At 74.4% G+C, this 20,954-nt stretch carries 19 protein-coding genes; 6 read left to right on the top strand and 13 right to left on the bottom strand.

Features of this window, described 5'->3' with window-relative positions:
• Nucleotides 1-81: 81 nt before the first annotated feature.
• From IE287_RS31770 to IE287_RS31760, 3 genes are all read left to right on the top strand, one after another.
• Nucleotides 82-1,302: an MFS transporter gene (locus IE287_RS31770; RefSeq protein WP_189852701.1), complete on the top strand. Its 1,221-nt coding sequence runs from the start codon at nt 82-84 to the stop codon at nt 1,300-1,302.
• A 127-nt stretch (nt 1,303-1,429) separates the two neighbouring features.
• A complete protein-coding gene (locus tag IE287_RS31765; RefSeq protein WP_189852700.1) occupies nt 1,430-2,836 on the top strand; it encodes a uracil-xanthine permease family protein in 1,407 nt (468 codons plus the stop codon).
• A gap of 73 nt (nt 2,837-2,909) precedes the next feature.
• Nucleotides 2,910-3,617: a DUF5995 family protein gene (locus IE287_RS31760; RefSeq protein ID WP_189852699.1), complete on the top strand. Its 708-nt coding sequence runs from the start codon at nt 2,910-2,912 to the stop codon at nt 3,615-3,617.
• A 13-nt stretch (nt 3,618-3,630) separates the two neighbouring features.
• On the opposite strand, the gene IE287_RS31755 is transcribed toward IE287_RS31760, so the two are convergent.
• The 4 genes from IE287_RS31755 to IE287_RS31740 all read right to left on the bottom strand — a co-directional run bounded on the left by IE287_RS31755 (nt 3,631) and on the right by IE287_RS31740 (nt 8,510).
• Complete coding sequence (locus tag IE287_RS31755) at nt 3,631-5,331, bottom strand: flavin monoamine oxidase family protein (RefSeq protein WP_189852698.1); 1,701 nt, start codon at nt 5,329-5,331, stop codon at nt 3,631-3,633.
• A 62-nt stretch (nt 5,332-5,393) separates the two neighbouring features.
• A complete protein-coding gene (locus IE287_RS31750) occupies nt 5,394-6,200 on the bottom strand; it encodes a carbon-nitrogen hydrolase family protein (protein WP_189852697.1) in 807 nt (268 codons plus the stop codon).
• Between the two features lie 377 nt (nt 6,201-6,577).
• Nucleotides 6,578-7,033 carry an Lrp/AsnC family transcriptional regulator gene (locus IE287_RS31745; RefSeq protein ID WP_189852696.1) on the bottom strand — a complete coding sequence of 152 codons (456 nt, stop codon included), beginning with the start codon at nt 7,031-7,033 and terminating at the stop codon, nt 6,578-6,580.
• Nucleotides 7,034-7,043: 10 nt separating this feature from the next.
• Entirely contained in the window at nt 7,044-8,510 is a 1,467-nt protein-coding gene (locus IE287_RS31740) for an amino acid permease (protein WP_189852695.1), read from the bottom strand.
• A 350-nt stretch (nt 8,511-8,860) separates the two neighbouring features.
• On the opposite strand from IE287_RS31740, the gene IE287_RS31735 reads away from it, so the two are divergent.
• Nucleotides 8,861-9,859, top strand: a complete 999-nt coding sequence (locus IE287_RS31735) for a GDSL-type esterase/lipase family protein (RefSeq protein WP_189852694.1) — start codon at nt 8,861-8,863, stop codon at nt 9,857-9,859.
• Between the two features lie 208 nt (nt 9,860-10,067).
• On the opposite strand, the gene IE287_RS31730 is transcribed toward IE287_RS31735, so the two are convergent.
• The 6 genes from IE287_RS31730 to IE287_RS31705 all read right to left on the bottom strand — a co-directional run bounded on the left by IE287_RS31730 (nt 10,068) and on the right by IE287_RS31705 (nt 15,929).
• Nucleotides 10,068-11,510 carry a GuaB1 family IMP dehydrogenase-related protein gene (locus IE287_RS31730; RefSeq protein WP_189852693.1) on the bottom strand — a complete coding sequence of 481 codons (1,443 nt, stop codon included), beginning with the start codon at nt 11,508-11,510 and terminating at the stop codon, nt 10,068-10,070.
• A gap of 65 nt (nt 11,511-11,575) precedes the next feature.
• On the bottom strand, nt 11,576-11,944 hold the full coding sequence (locus IE287_RS31725) for a barstar family protein (protein WP_189852692.1): 369 nt from the start codon (nt 11,942-11,944) through the stop codon (nt 11,576-11,578).
• Nucleotides 11,931-12,392: a guanyl-specific ribonuclease gene (locus tag IE287_RS31720; protein ID WP_189852691.1), complete on the bottom strand. Its 462-nt coding sequence runs from the start codon at nt 12,390-12,392 to the stop codon at nt 11,931-11,933. Before IE287_RS31720 ends, IE287_RS31725 begins: the two co-directional genes overlap by 14 nt.
• A gap of 164 nt (nt 12,393-12,556) precedes the next feature.
• Complete coding sequence (locus IE287_RS31715; RefSeq protein ID WP_189852690.1) at nt 12,557-13,615, bottom strand: sugar-binding transcriptional regulator; 1,059 nt, start codon at nt 13,613-13,615, stop codon at nt 12,557-12,559.
• Nucleotides 13,616-13,736: 121 nt separating this feature from the next.
• The gene (gene rpe, locus IE287_RS31710) at nt 13,737-14,420 is read right to left on the bottom strand and encodes a ribulose-phosphate 3-epimerase (RefSeq protein ID WP_189852689.1); all 684 of its coding nucleotides are present in this window, start codon (nt 14,418-14,420) and stop codon (nt 13,737-13,739) included.
• 96 nt (nt 14,421-14,516) lie between these two features.
• Nucleotides 14,517-15,929: an RsmB/NOP family class I SAM-dependent RNA methyltransferase gene (locus tag IE287_RS31705; protein ID WP_189852688.1), complete on the bottom strand. Its 1,413-nt coding sequence runs from the start codon at nt 15,927-15,929 to the stop codon at nt 14,517-14,519.
• Nucleotides 15,930-16,065: 136 nt separating this feature from the next.
• On the opposite strand from IE287_RS31705, the gene IE287_RS31700 reads away from it, so the two are divergent.
• Nucleotides 16,066-16,386 (top strand): hypothetical protein, encoded by a 321-nt coding sequence (locus tag IE287_RS31700; RefSeq protein ID WP_189852687.1) that lies wholly within the window; start codon nt 16,066-16,068, stop codon nt 16,384-16,386.
• A gap of 13 nt (nt 16,387-16,399) precedes the next feature.
• On the opposite strand, the gene fmt is transcribed toward IE287_RS31700, so the two are convergent.
• Nucleotides 16,400-17,332 carry a methionyl-tRNA formyltransferase gene (gene fmt / locus IE287_RS31695; protein ID WP_189852686.1) on the bottom strand — a complete coding sequence of 311 codons (933 nt, stop codon included), beginning with the start codon at nt 17,330-17,332 and terminating at the stop codon, nt 16,400-16,402.
• A 225-nt stretch (nt 17,333-17,557) separates the two neighbouring features.
• Between fmt and IE287_RS31690 the strand changes: the two genes are divergently transcribed.
• Nucleotides 17,558-18,073 carry a hypothetical protein gene (locus IE287_RS31690; RefSeq protein WP_189852685.1) on the top strand — a complete coding sequence of 172 codons (516 nt, stop codon included), beginning with the start codon at nt 17,558-17,560 and terminating at the stop codon, nt 18,071-18,073.
• A 70-nt stretch (nt 18,074-18,143) separates the two neighbouring features.
• Here the strand turns inward: IE287_RS31690 and IE287_RS31685 are convergent, their stop codons facing one another.
• Entirely contained in the window at nt 18,144-20,273 is a 2,130-nt protein-coding gene (locus IE287_RS31685; RefSeq protein WP_189852684.1) for a primosomal protein N', read from the bottom strand.
• 93 nt (nt 20,274-20,366) lie between these two features.
• Nucleotides 20,367-20,954: methionine adenosyltransferase domain-containing protein (locus IE287_RS31680; RefSeq protein ID WP_189852683.1), on the bottom strand; the 588-nt coding region annotated here is incomplete at its 5' end.

The following is a 20,954-nucleotide window of genomic DNA, read 5'->3' as shown; positions in this document are numbered from 1 at the left end:
TCCGGACCACTATTTATCAGGCAGGGTTCCTGATAGTTTACGACCCGTCATCGGATCGGAACGTGTCCCGGGGAGGACCTCATGGCGGCGGAGACCGTCCTCAGCTCCGAACGGCTCCGGCGGGCCCGCTTCGCCGTCGCCGCCGTCTTCTGCGTCCACGGCGCCGTGACGGGAAGCTTCGCCACCCGGATCCCCTGGATCCAGGAGCACGCGGGGGTCAGCGCCGGCCAGCTCGGCCTCGCGCTCGCCTTCCCCGCCCTCGGCGCCTCGCTCGCGATGCCGCTGGCGGGCCGGATCAGCCACCGCTTCGGCGCCCGCACCGCGCTGCGCGGCCTGCTCGCGCTGTGGACGCTCTCGCTCACCCTGCCCGCGCTCGCCCCGAACGTCTGGGGCCTGTGCGCGGTCCTCTTCGTGTACGGCGCCACGGCCGGCATGTCCGACGTGGCGATGAACGCGCTCGGCGTCGAGACCGAGACCCGGCTGGGCCGCTCGATCATGTCCAGCCTCCACGGCATGTGGAGCGTGGGCGCCCTGATCGGCTCGGCCGCCGGCACCGTCGCCGCCCACACGGGCACGGACGCCCGCCTCCACCACGTGATCGCCGCGCTCGTCCTGACCGCGCTCGGCCTCGCCTTCTGCCAGGGCGTGCTGGACCCGGCGCCCGCCGAGGAGGAGGAGGCCCCGCCGCGCTTCGCGCTGCCGCCGAAGTCCGCCCTGGTGATCGGTGCGATCGGCTTCTGCGCGGTCTTCGCCGAGGGCGCCAGCCTCGACTGGTCGGCCGTCTACCTCCGCGACGAGCTGGGCGGGTCGGCCGGCCTGGCCGCCGCCTCCACCACCGCCTTCGCCCTCACCATGGCCGTGGCCCGGCTGGCCGGCGACCGGGTCGTGGACCGCTTCGGCGCGGTCCGCACCGTGCGGGTCGGGGGCGTGGCCGCCACCCTGGGCGGGGTGATGGTCGTGACCGCCCCGCACGCTGCCGTCGCGATGGCCGGATTCGGGCTGATCGGCCTCGGGGTCGCGGTCGTGGTCCCGCTCGCCTTCGCCGCCGCCGGGCGCAGCGGCCCCAACCCCAGCCAGGCCATCGCGGGCGTCGCCACCATCACCTACACCTCCGGTCTGATCGCCCCCTCGGCGATCGGCGGCATCGCCGACGCCACCTCGCTGGTCTTCTCGTTCGGCCTGGTCACCGCGCTCGCCTTCGGTCTGGTCATCGGTGCGCACGTGCTGCGGACCGCCCCGCGGGCGACGGCCGCGGCCCCCGTCGGCACCGACGCGGCGAAGAGCGCGGGCCCGGTCGGCTGACCGCACCGGGGCCGCGGTCGCACCCCCTTCCCGGCCCGGTTCCGGCGCATACCATGTGGCTGATCTTTTACGGCCCTGCCACGGCGGTCCCACCCGGCCGCCGGAACCGGAGAACGGGAGCGACCTCATGAACCTCGGCGTGCGCTGGACCCTGCACGGGGACGGGAGAACGCCCGCCCCCGGGGCCGTCGTCCGCCCCGACGAGCGGCTGTCCTGGCCCCGTACCGCCGGGCTCGGGGCACAGCACGTGGTCGCCATGTTCGGCGCGAGCTTCGTCGCCCCGGTGCTGATGGGCCTCGACCCGAACCTTGCGATCATGATGTCCGGCATCGCCACGGTCGTCTTCCTGCTCGCGACGCGGGGCACGGTCCCCTCGTACCTCGGCTGCTCGCTCTCCTTCGTCGGCGTGGCCGCCGCGATCCGGGCCTCCGGCGGCAGCAGCGCCACCGTCACCGGCGCCGTCCTCGTCGTCGGCGCGGTGCTCTTCCTCGCCGGTCTCGCGGTGCGGAGGTTCGGCGCCCGGATCATCCACGCGGCGATGCCGCCGATCGTGACCGGCGCCGTCGTCATGCTGATCGGCTTCAACCTGGCCCCGGTGACCGCCTCCACCTACTGGCCGCAGGACCAGTGGACGGCGCTCCTGGTGATGCTCTTCACCGGTCTGGCCGTGGTCTGCCTGCGCGGCTTCTGGTCCCGGATCGCGATCTTCCTCGGCCTGGTCTTCGGCTACGCCCTCTCCTGGGTCCTCGACCTGGTCTTCGGCAAGATCCACTCGATGTCCCCCGCCGGCAAGGTCGAGGACCACTGGCGGCTCGACCTCTCCGGCGTGGGCCAGGCCGACTGGATCGGCCTGCCCTCCTTCCACGGCCCCAGCTTCGAGTGGTCCGCGATCCTCGTCGCGCTCCCCGTCGTCATCGCCCTGATCGCCGAGAACGCCGGCCACGTCAAGGCGGTCGGCGAGATGACCGGCGACAACCTCGACGACAAGCTGGGCACCGCGATCGCGGCCGACGGCGCCGCCTCCGTGCTGTCCACCGCCGTGGGCGGCCCGCCGAACACCACGTACTCCGAGAACATCGGCGTCATGGCCGCCACCCGCGTCTACTCCACGGCCGCCTACTGGGCCGCCGCCGGTTTCGCGCTGCTCTTCGGCCTCTGCCCCAAGTTCGGCGCCGTCGTCGCCGCCATCCCCGGCGGCGTCCTCGGCGGCATCACCGTCATCCTCTACGGCATGATCGGCCTGCTCGGCGCCCAGATCTGGATCAACGCCGGAGTCGACCTGCGCAACCCGCTCAACCTGGTCCCGGCCGCCGCCGGCATCATCATCGGCGTCGGCGGCGTGAAGCTGACCTTCACCGACACCTTCGAGCTCGGCGGCATCGCGCTCGGCACCATCGTCGTCATCACCGGCTACCACGTGCTGCGCGCCTTCGCCCCGGCGCACCTGAAGGCCTCCCCCGCCGAGCAGGAGCCGCTGCTGGACTCGGGCACCAGCTCGTACGAGAAGGACTCCGGCGACACGGCGAAGAACTGAGGTATTCGCCCGTTCCGGCGAAGCCGGGCCCCAGGGCCTCCCGCCCGGGCCCGGCTGCTGGAAGTCTGCCCCCATGGCGCAGACCCAGTGGACGGAAGAGCGGATCGGGCAGTTCGTGGCGGTCGACCCCGTGGTGGACCGGATGCGGTCGCTGCGGTCGGCCTGGCACCCGGCCGACGGGGTCGCGGTCTTCAACCGGGTGTACCTGACCGTCACCGAGGAGATCGGCCACGCCATCGCGGCCGGCGCCTTCGAGGACCGGCGGGCGGCGGCCACCCTGGACGTGCGCTTCGCCGAGCGGTACCTCGCCGCCGTCGACGCCCACGCGGCCGGCACCCCGGGCCCGGCCTGCTGGCGGCCGCTCTTCCACTACCGCCGGCACCCCGGCGTGACCCCGCTCCAGTTCGCGCTCGCCGGGATCAACGCCCACGTCGGGCACGACCTGGCCCTCGCCGTGGTCGACGCCTGCCACGCGCTGGAGTGCGGGCCCGGAGACCTGGAGGACGAGTTCGACCGGGTCGGCGACGTCCTCGTCCTCCTGGAGGAGCGGATCCGCGAGGAACTGATGCCGGGCCCTGACCTCCTGGAGATCGCGGACCCGCTGACCCATCTGCTCGGCTGCTGGAGCCTGGACCGGGCCCGCGACGGGGCCTGGCTGGCCGCCCGCTCGCTGTGGCAGCTGCGGGCGCTGCCCGGTCTCGCGGGCGAGTTCACCGAGCGGCTCGACCGCTCGGTGGGCCTGGTGGGGCGGATGCTGCTCACGCCCCTGGCCAGGCCCTGACCTCCGTACGGACTCAGTCCTCCGGCAGCTCGACCGGGGCGATCTCCTCGTAGACGTCGCCGGGGCCCGGGTTGGTGCCGTCGGTCTCGCCGCCGAAGTGGTGCATCACGCCCCACACCGCGTTGAGCGCCGTCTGCACCGCGCCCTCGGCCCAGCCGGCCGTCCACGAGATGTCGTCACCGGCGAGGAAGATGCCGCGCTTGTCCTCGGGGAGGCGGTCCTGCATGAAGTGGGTGAACAGACGCCGCTGGTAGCGGTAGTGGCCCGGCAGGTTGGCCTTGAAGGCGCCCATGAAGTAGGGCTCGTTCTCCCAGGAGACCGTCACCGGGTTGCCGATGATGTGCTTCCGGATGTCGACCTTCGGGTAGATCTCGCCGAGCGACTTCAGCATGACCTCCATCCGCTCGTTCGCGGAGAGCGGCAGCCACTTCAGGCTGTCGTCGCACCACGTGTACGAGAGGCAGATGGTGGCGGGCCTGTCCGGGCCGTCGTCCAGGAGGTACGTGCCGCGGGTCATCCGGTCGGTCAGCGTCATCGACATGACGTCCCGGCCGGTCTCCTCGTCCTTGTCCAGCCAGAACGGCCGGTCCACCGGGACGAACAGCTTCGAGCTCTCCATGTAGTGGGTGCGCTCGATCGCCGTCCAGTGGTCGATCGGGAAGAGCGAGTCGTCGCAGGCGATCTTGGAGAGCAGCATCCACGACTGGGCGGTGAAGATCGCCGCCTGGTAGGTGCGGATGTCGCCGGAGGCGTCGGTGACGGTGATCCGGTTGCCCGCCGTGCGGTTCAGCCGGGTGACGGCCGGCTTCGGCTGCCCGCCCTCGTGCAGCGAGGCCAGCGAGGTGCCCTGCGCCCAGTGGACGATCTTCTCCGGCTCGCGCTCCCACAGGCGCAGCGGCAGCTGCTGGGAGCCGCCGACGATGCCGCGGTGGTGGTCGTCGGCCTCGGTGTAGACGACCCGGAGGATCTCCAGGATGGAGTTGGGGAAGTCGGTGTCCCAGCCGCCGGTGCCGAAGCCGACCTGGCCGAAGATCTCACGGTGCCGGAAGGACTTGAAGGCCTCGGACTCGCAGAGGAAGCCGTAGAAGGTCTGGTTGTCGAGCTTCTCGACGAGCTTCGCCCAGATCTCGCGGATGCGCGGGACGTCGCGCTCGCGCATCGCCCGGTTCATGTCGGAGAAGTCGGCGCCCTCGTCGAGGCACTTGTTCCAGGCGGCGGCGACGTCGCGGTAGACCTGCGGCAGGTCGTCGACGGTCTCCGCGTAGTGCGACTCGCCCTTGAGGTCGACGACGGTCGACGGGGTGGCCTCGGCCAGCGGGTTCGGGAACGGCGTGGTCTCCAGGCCGACCAGGTCGATGTAGTGCTGGAGGGCGGTGGAGGAGGGCGGGAAGCGCATGGCGCCCATCTCCGCCGTCAGCCCCTCGGTCTCCGGGCCCTCGAAGCCCACCGTGCGCAGCCGGCCGCCGATCTGGTCGGCCTCGTAGACGACGGGCTTGAGGCCCATCTTCATCAGCTCGTACGCGGCGATGACGCCGGAGAGGCCGCCGCCGACGACCGCGACCTCCGCACCGTGCTCGGTGGCGGGTATCTGGCCGAGACCGGCCGGGTGGGCCAGGAAGTCGTCGTAGGCGTACGGGAAGTCCGGGCCGAACATGGTGATCGGCGGCTGCTGCTCGTCGGCGTGCTCGACGGCGTTGGGCACGGTGGACGTCATGGGGTACGGACTCCTTGCACGGGGGTGGGGCGGGAAGCGGAGGGGGCGGGGGCGGGGGCGGCTCAGACGAGGGAGCCGTAGAGGCCCGGCCTGCGGTCGCGGAGGTACGGGTTCTCCGCGCGGGAGGCCGCCAGGAGGTCGGGGTCGACGTCGCCGAGGACCAGCTCCTCGCCCCGGCCGGCGCGGGCCCGGGCGGTGCCGTCGGGACCGGCGAGCGCCGAGAGGCCGACGAACTCGAAGTCGCCCTCGGCCCCGGCGCGGTTGGCGTACGCGATGTAGAGCTGGTTCTCGAAGGCCCGCACCGGCACCACCGACTCCGGGACGATCTCGGCGGGGTGCATGAGCGCGGTCGGCACCAGGAGGAGGTCGGTGCCGGCCAGGGCCTGTGCCCGGACGTTCTCGGGGAACTCGACGTCATAGCAGATCATCAGGCCGACGGTGAGGTCGCCGAGGCGCGCCTGGACGAGCGGTTCGTCGCCGGGGGTGAACCACTTCAGCTCGAAGTCGCCGAAGAGGTGGGTCTTGCGGTAGTGCGCGAGCGGGGCGCCGTCGGCGCCGAAGAGCCGCGCCGCGTTGTAGATCACGCCGTGCCGCTCGGTGTCGCGCTCCGGGTAGCCGTAGCCGACGGCCAGGCCGTGGCGGGCGGCGATCCCGGCGGCCGCGCGGGCGGAGGGGCCGTCCGCGGGCTCGGCCAGGCGGGCGATGTCGGCGCCGATGGCGTAGCCGGTGAGGAAGAGCTCGGGTGCGAGCAGCAGTCCCGCCCCGGCGGCCGCGGCCCGGCCGGCGGCCTCGTCGAGGATCCGCAGATTGGCACTCACGTCGCCGAGCCGGCCGGAGCTCTGGAGCAGGGCGGTGCGCAACGCGGGCATGGTGAGTCCTCGTGGGAGCGGAGGGGAGGGAGGGGCGTCTCCGGGAGACGTCCAAAACGGTACGGTTCCGGGCTCGGCCCGGACAAGACGGGACCGTTGCGGACCGACCGTCGAACCGTTGCGCGATGTGCGACCTGAGCGGCGATTCGTTGCGCGGCGAGGGGACCGGGGCCGTACGCGCTCCGCGACCGGCGGCGCACCCCCGGATCGTCTGCACGGGCCACGCCCCCGCGGGGGCCCGGTGGAGGAGCGGGGACGTCCGGCCTGCCCGCCGTGAACCGCCCTGCCGGGACCCGCCCTCGTTCGGGGCGGTGCGGGCGGGGACAGGCGGCTTCGGCGTGGCGCCGCGGGAGCCCCCGTACCGGCGGGGGCCCGTGTCAGGCGGGCGAGCCCGAGGAGAAGCGCCGCAGCAGCGGCGAGAGCACCAGGACGGACTTGGTGCGCTCCACGAAGGGCTCGCCCGCGATCCGCTCCAGGACGCGCTCGAAGTGGCGCATGTCGGAGGCGAAGACCTGTACGACGGCGTCCGCGTCGCCCGTGACGGTCGACGCGGCCACCACCTCCGGATACCGCTCCAGGCCTCGCCGGATGTCGTCCGGCGAGGTGTTGTGGCGGCAGAAGATCTCGACGAAGCCCTCCGTCTCCCAGCCGAGCGCCGCCGGGTCCACCCGTACGGTGAAGCCGGTGATGGCGCCCTCGGCCCGGAGCCGGTCCACGCGCCGCTTCACGGCGGGGGCGGAGAGACCGACGAGCGAGCCGATGTCGGCGTAGCTTCGGCGGGCGTCCTCCGCGAGGGCGTGGACGATGCGTTCGTCGAGGTCGTTGAGTCGCACTACGGGTGGATCACTTCTCTGCGTCGGTGGCCAGTCGGGAGCGGCGCATGCCGTACAGGAAGTAGAACACGAGGCCCGCGGCCATCCAGGCACCGAAGTACACCCAGGTGATCAGGTCGAGGCTGTACATGCTGTATCCGCAGCAGAGGAAGCCGAGGACCGCGAAGACCGGGCCGAAGGGGACCTTGAAGGAGCGCTCCATGTCGGGACGGGTGAAGCGGAGCACCACGACGGCCACGTTGACCAGGGCGAACGCGAAGAGCGTGCCGATGCTGGTGGCGTTGACCAGCTCGCCGAGCGGGACGACGGCGGCGAGACCGCCGCAGAGCAGCGAGACGATGAGGGTGTTGGTGCGCGGGGTGCCGGTCTTCGCGTCGACCTTGCCGAAGACCTTGGGCACGAGGCCGTCGCGGGACATCGCGAAGAGGATGCGGGTCTGGCCGTAGAGGACGGTGAGGACCACGCTGGCGATGGAGATGACGGCGCCGGCGGCGAGCAGGGTGCCCCAGAAGCCCTGGCCGGTGACGTCGTTCATGATCGCGGCGAGCGTGGCGTCGGTGCCCGCGAACTTCTTCCAGTCCCAGGCGCCGACGGCGACGGCCGCGACGAGGACGTACAGCGCGGTGACGATGACGAGCGAGAGCATGATCGCCCGGGGCAGGTCGCGCTTGGGGTTCTTCGCCTCCTCGCCGGCCGTGGAGGCGGCGTCGAAGCCGATGTACGAGAAGAAGAGGATGGCACCGGCGGCGCCGACGCTCTCGATCCCGAGCGGCATGAAGTCGGAGTAGTTGCCGGACGTGAAGCCCATGAAGCCGACGGCGCAGAAGAGCACCAGGGCGGCGATCTTCACCACGACCATGATCGTGTTCGCGCGGGCCGACTCCTTGGCTCCGCCCAGCAGGAACAGCATCGCGAGGACGACGACGATCAGCGCCGGCAGGTTGAAGACGCCGCCGTCGCCGGGCGGCGCGCTGAGCGCCTCCGGGAGCGTGACGCCGATCGTGCCGTCGAGCAGCTCGTTCAGGTACTCGCCCCAGCCGACGGCCACGGCGGCGACCGACACGCCGTACTCGAGCATCAGGCACCAGCCGCACACCCAGGCCACGAGCTCGCCCAGAGTTGCGTACGCATACGAGTAGGAGGAGCCGGCGACCGGGATGGTGCCGGCCAGCTCGGCGTACGAGAGGGCTGAGAAGAGCGCGGTGAGACCGGCGAACACGAAGGCGAGCGTCACGGCCGGACCGGCCTCGGGGACCGCCTCGCCGAGGACGACGAAGATGCCGGTGCCGAGCGTGGCACCGATGCTGATCATGGTCAGCTGCCACATCGAGAGCGAGCGGCGGAGAGAGCCGCCCTCACCCTGTCCACCCTCCGCGACCAGGCGCTCCACCGGCTTGCGGCGGGTGAGGGCGGTCAGGACGGAAGTCTTGCGGGCGGTCGTGTCCTCGACCGGTGGGGCTGCGCCGTGGTCCAGCACTGCGGAGGCTCCTTATCGCTGCCTGTCGGTGGGACGGGGACCGCGACGGACGCGTGCCGGTGTGCGGGCATGCCGAAACAGGCCCACGGGGGCAGGAAGTCCGCCGAGCAGGCGGTCCCCGCCACTCCTGGTACGAGGGATGAGCCTAAGGCTGCGGCTTCGCACTTGTAATGCAGTGTTGTTGCGCAATGGCGGATGATCATTGCGCACTTCGGGCCCGGACGGGGAAACATTGCGCGCCCCCGCATGAATCGACACATCGGGGGCACTGGTGACCCGGCGGGTCCGCACGCGCCTTGACTCCTCGGCCCCGGTGGACCACCCTGCACGCGGCCGACCGGAGGTGCCGAGTGAGCTGGCTGGAGCCCGAACCCTTTCTGCGCGGCACGGCCTGGCGGGACGGCGACCGGCCGGTCCGGGCCGACCCCGCCGACCTGGAGCGGCTGCCCTGGGACATCGCGGAGCGGGCCGCGCTGCCGATCGGGGTGCGGGTGGAGTTCCGCGCGGAGCCGGGCACGACCGCGGTGGAGCTGCGCTACCGCGCGGCCGTCCCGGCGGCCGGCGACCAACTGCGGTCGCTGCGGCACCTGTTCGCGCTCTGGCAGGACCGCCGGTGCGTCGCGGAGGTCTTCGCCGACCCCGCGGAGGAGGCCACGGTACGGCTCCGGCTCCCGCCGGGCGGCGGGGAGTTCACCGTCCACCTGCCGGAGGGACAGGCGCCCGTGGTGCGCGCGCTGCGGGCCGTCGGCGGCGCCCTCTCCCCCACCCCGCGCCGCCCCCGCTGGCTGGTCCAGGGCGACTCGATCACCGAGGGCTGGTGGTCCACCCGGCCCGCCCACTCCTGGCCCGCCGTCGCCGGGCGCGCGCTGGGGCTCGACCCGGTCAACCTCGGCTACGCGGGCGGGGCCCGCGGCGAACTCCCCCTCGCGGAGCAGCTGTCCAGGCTGCCGGGCGAGCTGATCACCCTGGCCTTCGGCACCAACTGCTGGGACCGGGTCCCCGCGTCGCCGGAGTGGCTGCACGCCACGGTCGGGGCCTACGTGCGCCTGATCCGCCGGGGCCACCCCCGCACCCCGCTGCTCCTCGTCTCCCCGGTGCTGCGCCCGGCCGCCGAACACACCCGCAACGCCCTCGGCGCCACCCTGACGGAGCTGCGGCGCGCCATGGAGCGGGCGGTCCTCGACCTCGCGGCCGCCGACCCCCGCCTCGCGCTGCTCCCCGGCCGGCCGATCCTCGGTCCCGAGCACCTGGCCGACGGCCTCCACCCGAACGACCGGGGCCACGCCCGCATGGCCCGGGCGGTGGCGACGGCGCTCACCGCCGCCGGAGCCCTCCCCCGCGCCGCCTGACGGCCCCGGGGGCCGGAGGGGCCCGCAAGGGCGCCTCCAGGGCCCTTCGCGGGGCTCCCCCGCGCACGGGGCGCCCGGGGAGAGCCGCGCGTGCACGGCCCGGAGCGGGCGCCGTCCCCGGAGCGCGTGCCGTCCCCCGGGCCCCGGGGACGCCGAAGGCCCCCGGGGGCGGTGCTCCCGGGGGCCCTCATGCCTGGGGCGGGGAAGATCAGCTCCAGCTGGCGTGGAGCGGCTTGCCCTCCGCGTAGCCGGCGGCGGACTGGATGCCCACGACCGCCCTCTCCTCGAACTCGGCGAGCGAGCCCGCGCCCGCGTAGGTGCAGGAGGAGCGGACGCCCGCGATGATCGAGTCGATCAGGTCCTCGACGCCCGGACGGGCCGGGTCGAGGAACATCCGCGAGGTCGAGATGCCCTCCTCGAAGAGCGCCTTGCGGGCGCGGTCGTAGGAGGACTCGTCGGAGGTCCGGTTGCGCACCGCGCGGGCGGACGCCATGCCGAAGGACTCCTTGTAGGCGCGGCCCTGCGCGTCCGTCTGGAGGTCGCCGGGGGACTCGTACGTCCCGGCGAACCAGGAGCCGATCATCACGTTGGACGCGCCGGCGGCGAGCGCCATGGCGACGTCGCGCGGGTGCCGGACGCCTCCGTCGGCCCAGACGTGCTTGCCGTACTTCTTCGCCTCGGCGGCGCACTCCAGGACGGCCGAGAACTGCGGGCGGCCGACACCGGTCATCATGCGGGTGGTGCACATGGCGCCGGGGCCCACGCCGACCTTGATGATGTCGGCGCCCGCCTCGATGAGGTCCTTGACGCCCTCGGCGGCGACGATGTTGCCCGCGACGATCGGGACCTGCGGGTCGAGCGCCCGGACGGTCCGGATGGCGGAGATCATCGACTCCTGGTGCCCGTGGGCGGTGTCGATGACGAGCGTGTCGACGCCCGCGTCGAGGAGCAGCTTGGCCTTGCCGGCCACGTCGCCGTTGATGCCGACGGCGGCGGCGATGCGCAGCTTGCCGTCCGCGTCCACGGCCGGGGTGTACAGGGTGGCCCGCAGGGCGCCCTTGCGGGTGAGGATGCCCGCCAGGCGCCCGTCCGCGTCGACGGCGGGGGCGTAGCGGCGGTTGGCGCCGTCGAGGGTGTGGAAGGCCTCGCGGGGGTCGATGTCCGCGTCCAGCAGGAGGAGGTCCTTGGACATGACCTCGGAGAGCTGGGTGAAGCGGTCGACGCCGGTGAGGTCGGCGTCGGTGACGACGCCGACGGGGCGGCGGTGCTCGTCGACGACGACGCCGGCCTCGTGCGCGCGCTTGGGCAGCAGCGCGAGGGCGTCCGCGACGGTCTGGTGCGGCTCCAGCACGATGGGGGTGTCGAGGACCAGGTGGCGGCCCTTCACCCAGGAGATGACCTCGGTGACGACCTCGATCGGGATGTCCTGGGGGATGACGACGAGGCCGCCCCGGCGGGCGACGGTCTCGGCCATGCGGCGGCCGGCGATCGCGGTCATGTTGGCGACGACCAGCGGGATCGTCGTACCGGTGCCGTCGGGGGCGGAGAGGTCCACGGCCTGACGGGAGCCGACGGCCGATCGGCTCGGCACCATGAACACATCGTCGTACGTGAGGTCGTACGGCGGCTTGACGTCATTGAGGAAACGCACGTGCTGACATCCCAGTCGTTCGGATCGGCCCCTAGGCATTTCAGCCAGGGGAAAAAGCACGTAGTTCATTGTCCCACGCCGGGTGCGCGGGGTGCTGCGGTCGGATCGTCCGAGCCTTGCGAGGGGGCGCTTGTGCGATCCTCCCAACCACCGAGCGCGAGGAGGACCGCGAGGCCGGGACGGCTGGTGCAGGCCGCCGCGGCGAAGACCTCCTGCGCGGTGGCCCAGTCGTCCGGTGCGGCCCGCGCATAAGCGTGCCAGCCCGTCACCACGATCGCCATGGGTTCGTCCAGATCGGCCAGGCTGTCGGCGAGCGCGTCCCAGTTCCGCCCGAACCAGCCGGGCAGCGGGAGGGCCCGTGCGCAGCGGTCCATGAAGGCGGCCCTGTCGGTGACCCCGCGCAGGTCGAGGACGACGGCGTCATCGAGCTCCATCCGCGACCACCTCCCGGAAGCTCTCGTAGTGGTCGTCGGTGTAGTACCGCTCGCCGTCCCCGCCGGTGACGATCCGCCGGGCACCCCGGTCGCGCTCGCCCGGGGTGCGGACGGTGTACTCGTGGTAGTGACCGCGCTCGCGGCGCGGCAGGATCCGCTCGAAGTTCGAGAAGACGACCCCGTCCCTGGCGTACGGGAAGGGCCCGCCGGCGCGGATCAGCGCGAGGGTCTCACGGGCCTCCGGGGGCAGCTCCGCCTCCCGGACGACCGGCAGGCCGGAGGCGCGCGAGGGGGTCGTGACGGCGGAGGGGGCGGGCTCGGCCGTCGCGGCGGTCCGGGAGGGGGCGGCGGTGGCCGTGGACGTGCCCGTCCCGGCGGAGCAGCCGGTGAGGAGCAGCGACAGCCCGGCCAGGAGGGCGAGCCCGAGCCGGACGCAGCGAGCGGTCATGCCCCGATGCTGTCACCGCCCGCCCGGCCCCGCCCCGGGGGCGCGCCCGGGCGGACGAACCGCGCGGACGGGCGGGGCGAGCGGCACCCGTGCGGACCGGGCACGCGCGAGGGGCGCCGACCGTGCCCTCGGTCGGCGCCCCTCGCGGCGGCGCGTGCGGACGGTCAGCGGCCGTCCGGTCCGGTGTCGGGGTCGGTGCGGTCGAGGGCCGGGTGCGGGCCCGGGCTGAACTCGCCGAGCAGGTAGTCGGCGGCCGAACGGTCGGTGACCAGGCTGGTGACGAGGCCGGAGCGGAGCACCGCGCCGATCGCCGCCGCCTTGCGCTGGCCGCCCGCGATGGCGACGACCTCGGGGATCCGGCGCAGCCGGTCCGCCTCCACCGTGATGCACCGCTCGCCCAGGTCGCGGCCGACCCTGCGGCCCTCGGCGTCGAAGAGGTGCGCGGACATCTCGGCGGCCACGCCCAGGGAGGCGTAGTGGGCGCGCTCCTCCTCGGAGAGCATGTCGTGGACGGTGGAGATGCCCGGCTCCCAGGAGCCGATGGAGACGCAGGCGACGGTGACCTTGTCGAAGTACTCGAAGGCCCGGGCGATGCCCGTCTGGCTGCGCAGCGCGGCGGCCGTGGCCGGGTCCGGCAGGAGCATGGGCGCGTAGATGGGGTGCGCCTCGCCGCCGGAGACCTGGGCGGCGCGCCGGACCGCCTCGACCGAGCCGCGCTCGGCGGTCCCGGCGTCGTACACGCCGGTGAGCTGGACGACCGTGCAGGGCGGCAGCCGGTCGAGGGCGGCCGCCATGTGGATGGTCGAACGGCCCCAGGCGAGGCCCAGCACGTCGCCCTCGTTGACCAGCTCGCCGAGCAGGTCGGCGGCGACCTCGCCGAGGTTCTCCGGGTCGGGCGACTCGTCGTCCTCGGCCGGGGACTCGACGACGACGGCGTGGCGGAGCCCGTATCGGGCGCGCAGCGCGTCGGAGCGTTCGGCGTCCAGCTCGGCCGGTACCCGGATCTCGATGCGCACGAGATCCCGCTCCAGAGCGGTCTCCAGGACCCGGGCCACCTTGAAGCGGCTCACGCCGAACTCCTCGGCGATCTGGATCTTGGACTTCCCCTCCAGGTAGAAACGGCGTGCCATGGCCGCCGCCTGCACCAGCTCCGCGGGGCCCATCCGCAGGGCTGATCGTCCCGCCGACATTCCCGCCACCGCGATCTCCTCACTGCTGTACACGCACCGCTGTCCACGGTCCGTGTTCGTTCACACTCTGGACCCGCTGTTCATCCTGTCAGAAACGGCGGGCCTTGATCAGTCCTGTCGGCGGCCCGTCGGACCGCGTTCACCGGCCGGAGGCTCAGTGGCCACACGCCCAGGCGGCACCGGCCGTGGCGGCGTCCGCCTTGGCGCGCAGAGCGGCGACCGCGGCGGCCGGGTCGGCCGCGCCGTAGACCGCCGAGCCCGCCACGAAGACGTCCGCGCCCGCCTCGGCGCAGCGCTCGATGGTGGACTCGGAGACGCCGCCGTCGACCTGGAGCCACAGTTCCAGTCCGTGCTTGGCGATGAGCTCACGGGTGCGGCGGATCTTGGGCAGCATGATGTCGAGGAAGGCCTGGCCGCCGAAGCCAGGCTCGACGGTCATGACGAGCAGCATGTCGAGCTCGGGGAGCAGGTCCTCGAAGGGCTCGATGGGGGTGGCCGGCTTGAGCGCCATGGAGGCCCGGGCGCCCTTGGCGCGGATCTCCCGGGCGAGCCGGACCGGCGCGGCGGCGGCCTCGACGTGGAAGGTGACGGAGCCCGCGCCGGCCTCCACGTACTGCGGCGCCCAGCGGTCCGGGTCCTCGATCATCAGGTGGCAGTCGAGGGGCGTGGCGGTCGCCCGGCTGAGCGACTCGACGATCGGCACGCCCAGCGTCAGATTGGGCACGAAGTGGTTGTCCATGACGTCGACGTGCAGCCAGTCGGCCCCGTCGACGGCCTCGGCCTCGTCCGCGAGGCGGGCGAAGTCTGCGGAGAGGATGCTGGGATTGATCTGCGCCATGTGCCAAGCCTGCCACGTTCTCGGGGACTTCTTCGCCGCGGAGCGGTGAGCGCTTCCCGCGGCGGGGGACGTACTGGTACGTACCAGGGGAAACCGTCAGGCGGTCCGGCGGATCAGCGCCAGGTACATGGCGTCCGTGCCGTGCAGATGCGGCCACAGCTGGACGTCGGGACCGTCCCCGAGGGAGTCGACGCCGGGGAAGAGGGGCCGGGCGTCGATCAGCTCGGCGCCGCCGGTCCTCTTGAGCACGTCGTCCACGACGACCCGGGTCTCGGCGAGGTGCGGCGAGCAGGTCGCGTAGCCGACGACCCCTCCGACGCGCACGGCCCGCAGCGCCTCGGCGAGCAGCCCCCGCTGGAGCGGGGCGAAGCCGTCGAGGTCCTCGGGGCGGCGGCGCCAGCGGGCCTCGGGACGGCGGCGCAGGGCGCCCAGACCGGAGCACGGCACGTCGACCAGGACGCGGTCGAAGACGCCCTCGCGCCACGGCGGGCGGGTGCCGTCGGCGGCGATGACCCGGTACGGGCCGGGGTTGCCGGCCAGCGCGCGCTCGACCAGCCGGGCGCGGTGCGGCTGCTTCTCGGAGGCGAGCAGGGCGGCGCCGCGCTCGGCGGCCAGCGCGCCGAGGAGCGCGGCCTTGCCGCCGGGGCCGGCGCAGCCGTCGAGCCAGCGGGTGTCGGGGCCCTCCAGCGGCGCGTTCGCCAGCGCGATCGCGACGAGCTGGCTGCCCTCGTCCTGGACGCCGGCCCGCCCGTCCCGGACGGCCTCGATGGCCCCGGGCTCGCCGCCGTCGGTGAGCCGGAGGGCGTACGGGGACCAGCGGCCGGGCTCGGTCTCGGCGGCCCCGGCCAGCTCCTCGACGCCGACCCGGCCGGGCCGGGCGACGAGGGTGACCTCGGGCCGCTCGTTGTCCGCCTCCAGGAGCGCCTCGATGCCGGCGCGGCCGCCGCCGAGGGCGTCCCACAGCGCGGAGACCACCCAGCGGGGGTGGGAGTGGACGACGGCGAGGTGGTCCTCGGCGTCCTTCTCGTACGGCGGGGCGACCTCGGCCACCCAGGCGTCGAGGTCCTGCCGCGTGATCTTGCGGAGCACGGCGTTGACGAACTTGGCCCGCCCCTCGCCGAGCACGGCGCGGGCCAGCTCGACGGTGGCGGAGACGGCGGCGTGCGGCGGGATGCGCGTCCCGAGCAGCTGGTGCGCCCCGAGGGAGAGCACGTCGAGCACCGGCGGGTCGACCTCGCGCAGCGGCCGGTCCACACAGGCCGCGATGATCGCGTCGTACGTCCCCTGGCGCCGCAGCGTCCCGTAGACCAGCTCGGTCGCGAGCGCCGCGTCCCGGGCCTCGAAGCCCTCCTTCTCCCGCGCCTTGCGCAGCAGCGGCGGCAGGACGAGGTTGGCGTACGCGTCCCGCTCGTCGACCGCCCGCAGCACCTCGAAGGCGAGCATCCGCACGGGGTCCTTCTTGGGCCGGCGGTGGGGCTTGGGGGGACGGCGACGTGCCTGCTCGCTCAAAGGTGCTCCGCGTGACGAAATGAGGGGGTCGAACCTCCCCAGCCTACGTCGCCGGCGGGGCGGCGGGGTCCGGCGGCCCCGGTGCGGGGCCCGGAGCGTATTGCCCCCGTCGCGGGCCCGGGCCGATCATGCGGGGATGAGAACCGACGTGCGGACCTTCGTCGACGAGGGCGCCCTGCCCGACCAGGAGGCGGACGAGGAGGAGATCGCGCGCCGCGAGCGTCAGCTCCTGGCGATCGCGCGCCCGGTCACGGCCGAGGAGGCCGCGGCGCTCGCCGGCTGTTTCGGTCCCGACGACTGCTACGGCCTCGCGTGGTCCCTCGTCCACCTCGTCGAGACCGCGCCGGTCCCGCCTCCGGTCGTGCCGCGCCCCGGGCCGGACGCCGCCTGGTGGGCCGAGACGCTCTGGCGCCGGTGGGGCGACCCCGCGGAGGCCGATGCGGAACCCGACGGCTGAGGGGCCGGCGGCGTCAGGCCCCGAGGCGCTCCCCCGGGGCGATGCGGACGCCGCGGGCCCAGTCGGCGGCCTTCATGGGCTTCTTGCCCTGGGGCTGGACCCAGAGGAGCTCGACGCCGTGGGAGCCGGTGCCGGCGTACACGTTGTTCTTGCCGGCCGCCAGCTCGCCGGGGGCGAGGTCGGTGCGGTCGGGGACCGGGGCGAGCTGGACGAGCTTGAGGCGCTCGCCGCGGAAGAGGGTCCAGGCACCCGGCGCCGGGGTGCAGCCGCGGACGACCCGGTCGACCCGCAGGGCGGGCGCGGCGAAGTCGACGTGGGCGTCCTCCACCTCGATCTTCGGGGCGAGGGTGATGCCGTCGGCGGGCTGCGGGACCGCCTTGAGGGCGCCGTCCTCGATGCCGTCCATGGTGGCGGAGAGCAGGCCCGCGCCGGCGAAGGCGAGGCGGGTGAGCAGGTCGCCGCTGGTGTCGGTGGGGCGGATCTCCTCGGTGACCACGCCGTAGACCGGGCCGGAGTCGAGGCCCCGCTCGATCTGGAAGGTGCTGGCGCCGGTCACCTCGTCGCCCGCCATCAGCGCGTGCTGCACGGGGGCCGCGCCGCGCCAGGCCGGGAGGAGCGAGAAGTGCAGGTTGACCCAGCCGTGCGCGGGGATGTCGAGGGCCTTCTGCGGCAGCAGCGCGCCGTAGGCGACGACCGGGCAGCAGTCGGGGGCGATCTCGCGCAGCCGGGCGAGGAAGTCCTCGTCGCGCGGATGGGCCGGCCGCAGGATCTCGATGCCCTCCTCCTCGGCCCGCTGCGCGACCGGGCTGGCGACCAGCCGCCGCCCGCGGCCCGCGGGTGCGTCCGGGCGGGTGACCACGGCGGCGACCTCGTGACGGCCGGAGGCGAGCAGGGCGTCCAGGGCGGGGACGGCGACCTCGGGGGTGCCTGCGAAGACCAGCTTCATGGGTGGCGACTGCCTGTCTGTCCGGGGGCGTTGCGGGCGACACACCAGTCTAGGCGCCCGGCCGGGAGGGGGCGTACGCGACGGCGAGCGCCCCGCGCATATGCGTGTACGCCCCCGCAGCGTGACCCAACTCCCGGTGGCGCGTTGGTCAAGAGAGATTGACCGTATCGGGCCGCCGTCCCCCCTGCGGCCCGCCCTTCCATCGCCGGTTCGAGAGGCTTTCACATGGCCGACCACGCAACCCACGACGCCCAAGCCCGGGCGAGTCTGCACCTGTTGGTGCGGGACATCGAGCGGGTCCGGCGGCAGGTGGACGCACTGCGCACGCTCACGGCCCAGCTGGGCAATGTCTACCGCCCTCGCCGCTCCGGCCCGTCCACGGGCTTCGTCGTCTACGGCCGCGCGCCCGCCCCCACCGTACGGCTCGCCCAGGAGCTCCGCGACAGCGTCGAGACCCTGGTGACCGCCGCCGTCGAGTTCGACCGCTCCCTCGGCTTCTCCTGGGACGCCGTGGGCTCCGCGCTCGGCGTCACCAAGCAGGCCGTCCACCGCCGCTACGGCGCCCGCAGGGCACCCCAGCAGCCCGTGGTGGAGCCGGAGCGCGAGGACGCGCCGGGCGTGCCCCGCCCGCTCCCGTCGGTGCCGGCCGCCCGCTCGATGCCGCCGCAGCCGACCTCGGGGAGCGCCACCCTCCGCGAGGAGCCCCGCTCGCCCGCCTTCCCCAGCCCGCGCAACGCCTGACCCGCGGACACGACGACCGGCCGCCATCCCCTGGCCGAAGGGGGCGGCGGCCGTCGTCGCGTCCGGCCCGTCAGCCGATGTCCGGCGGGTCCACCCTGATCCGGACGGGGTCCCCGGTGCCGCGGGCCTGGCGGCTCGCCCGGGCGTGCTTGAGGGCCTGGGCGAGGGCCGCGCCGCTGCCGGGCGGGACCCGGACCAGGGCCCGGTCCCACCGCTCGCCGGGCGGCGGGTCCCCGGGCCTGCGCACCCCCCCGGGACGGACCACCGGCAGCGGCACCGGCCCGAGGACCTCCGCGTCCATGGGCAGCGCGGCACCCGCCAGGAAGGTCTCCACCGACTCGGGCGGCCCGCTGACCGCGGCCATCCGGGAGACCGGCGGAAAGCCCAGCTCGGCGCGCTCGGCCAGCTCCCGCTGGGCGTGCCCGACCGGGTCCCAGCGGACGAGGGCCTGCACGGGCCGGAGCGTCGGCTCGGCGACCACCACCACGGTGCCGCCCTCGGCCTGGCCCCGCACCAGCGAGGCCGCGTCCATCCAGCGGCGCAGCGCCTCCTCGCCGGCCCGCAGGTCGGGGCGGCCGAGCAGCGCCCAGCCGTCGAGCAGCAGGGCCGCCGCGTAGCCGCCGTCGGCGACCGGTTCGGCGCCGGGGGTGGAGACGACCAGGGCGGGACGGTCCGGGACCCGGTCCAGGACGTGGTCGCGGCCGGAGGTCCGCACCGGCACCGCGGGGAAGGCCCGGCCCAGCTCCTCCGCGGTCCGCCGGGCGCCGACCACCTGGGCCCGCAGCCGGGTCGAGCCGCAGGCCTCGCAGTGCCAGGCGGGGGCCTCCCGCCCGCACCAGCCGCAGTGCAGCTCGCGCTGGTCGGGCGCCTCCAGCGGCCCGGCGCAGTGCCGGCAGCGGGCGGGCGTCCGGCACTGCTGGCAGGCGAGCCGGGGCACGTACCCCCGCCGGGGCACCTGGATCAGGACCGGCCCGCTGCGCAGCCCGTCCCGCAGGGTCTCCCAGGCGAGCGAGGGCAGCCGGGCGGCGCGGGCGGCGCCGTCCCGGGCGAGGAGGTCGTCGCCGACGGTGCGGACGAGGGGGGCGGCCCGGCGGACCTGCTCCCGGTCGGCGGCGAGCGGCCGCGCCCAGCCGGACTCGACGAGCTGGGCGGCCTCGACGGTGCAGCCGGTGGAGCCCAGGAGGAAGGCGCACCGGTCGTGGGCGGCGCGCAGCAGCAGCACCTCGCGGGCGTGCGGCTGCGGGGCGTGCGGGTCGCTGTGGCTGCCGTCGCCGTCGTCCCACAGGACGACCAGGCCCAGGTGGGCGACCGGCGCGAACATGGCGGCGCGGGTGCCGACGACGGCCCGCACGGAGCCGCGCCGGACGGCGAGCCACTGGGCGTACCGCTTCTCGGGCCCGGCCTCGGCGGTGAGCACCGCGTGCCGGCCCTCCCCCAGGACGCCGGTCAGCGCCGCGTCGACCCGCCCGGCGGCGCGCCCGTCGGGCACCACGACGAGGGCGCCCCGCCCCGAGGCGAGCGTGGCGGCGACCGCGCGGGCGATCTCCTCGGCCCAGTGCGGTCCCGGCAGCGCCGTCCAGACGGCCCGGGGCGCCCCGCCGCCCGCGAGCGACTCCAGGAACGCCGCCCCCTGCCCGTACCGGCTCCAGGTGCCCGGCGCGGGCGGCGGGGGCGGCGGCAGCGGCGCGGGCGAGGGGCGCCGCTCGGCGGCGGCGCTGCGCGGCGGCACGGCGAGCTGGAGCACGTCGGCGAGACTGCCCGCGTACCGGTCGGCCACGGCCCGGGAGAGGGCCAGCAGCTCGGGCCCGAGCACCGGCTCCGGGGACACCACGTCCGCGAGCGCGGCCAGCGGCCCCGAGTAGTCGGAGGCGGCCCGCCGCTCGACGAGGAACCCGTCGATCAGCCGCCCGCCCTCGCGCCGCCCGCCCCGCACCTGCCCGGACCCGGCCCCGAACCGCACCCGGACCCGGACCCCCGGCCGCGCGACGGCGTCGAGCTCCTCGGGCACGGCGTAGTCGAAGAACTGGTCGAGGTGGAGCACGCCCTTGTTCACCACCACCCGCGCGACCGGGAGCTCCTTGGCGAGCGCGGCCCCCCGCCAGGTACGCGGCTTGGCCTTCGGCACCTTCGCCTTCCGCACGGTCTCCCGAATGAGCGCGAGCTGCTCGGGCCCCTCGGAATTCTCCTTCTCGCTGCTCACAGCCCCATACCTACCAGACGGCTCGGACAGCGGGCGGACGGCGGAAGCCCGGCACCCCCTGGGGGTGCCGGGCTTCCGCCGCCGTGCTGCCGTTTACAGGCCGGCGGCCTTCTTCAGGGCGTCGACGCGGTCGGTGCGCTCCCAGGTGAAGTCCGGCAGCTCGCGGCCGAAGTGGCCGTAGGCGGCGGTCTGGGAGTAGATCGGGCGGAGCAGGTCGAGGTCGCGGATGATCGCGGCCGGGCGGAGGTCGAAGACCTCGCCGATGGCGTTCTCGATCTTCTCGGTCTCGACGGCGTTGGTGCCGAAGGTCTCGACGAAGAGGCCGACCGGCTCCGCCTTGCCGATGGCGTAGGCGACCTGGACCTCGCAGCGGGAGGCGAGGCCCGCCGCCACCACGTTCTTGGCGACCCAGCGCATGGCGTAGGCGGCCGAGCGGTCGACCTTGGACGGGTCCTTGCCGGAGAAGGCACCGCCGCCGTGGCGGGCCATGCCGCCGTACGTGTCGATGATGATCTTGCGGCCGGTGAGACCGGCGTCGCCCATCGGACCGCCGATCTCGAAGCGCCCGGTCGGGTTCACCAGCAGCCGGTAGCCCTCGGTGTCGAGCTTGATGCCGTCCTCGACGAGCTCGCCCAGGACGTGCTCGACGACGAACTCGCGGATGTCGGGCGCGAGCAGCGA

It is taken from the genome of Streptomyces omiyaensis, assembly GCF_014650895.1.
Taxonomy (GTDB): domain Bacteria; phylum Actinomycetota; class Actinomycetes; order Streptomycetales; family Streptomycetaceae; genus Streptomyces; species Streptomyces omiyaensis.
The sequence above is the reverse complement of the archived record's forward strand: the minus strand, read 5'-3'. Positions and strand labels throughout refer to the sequence as shown.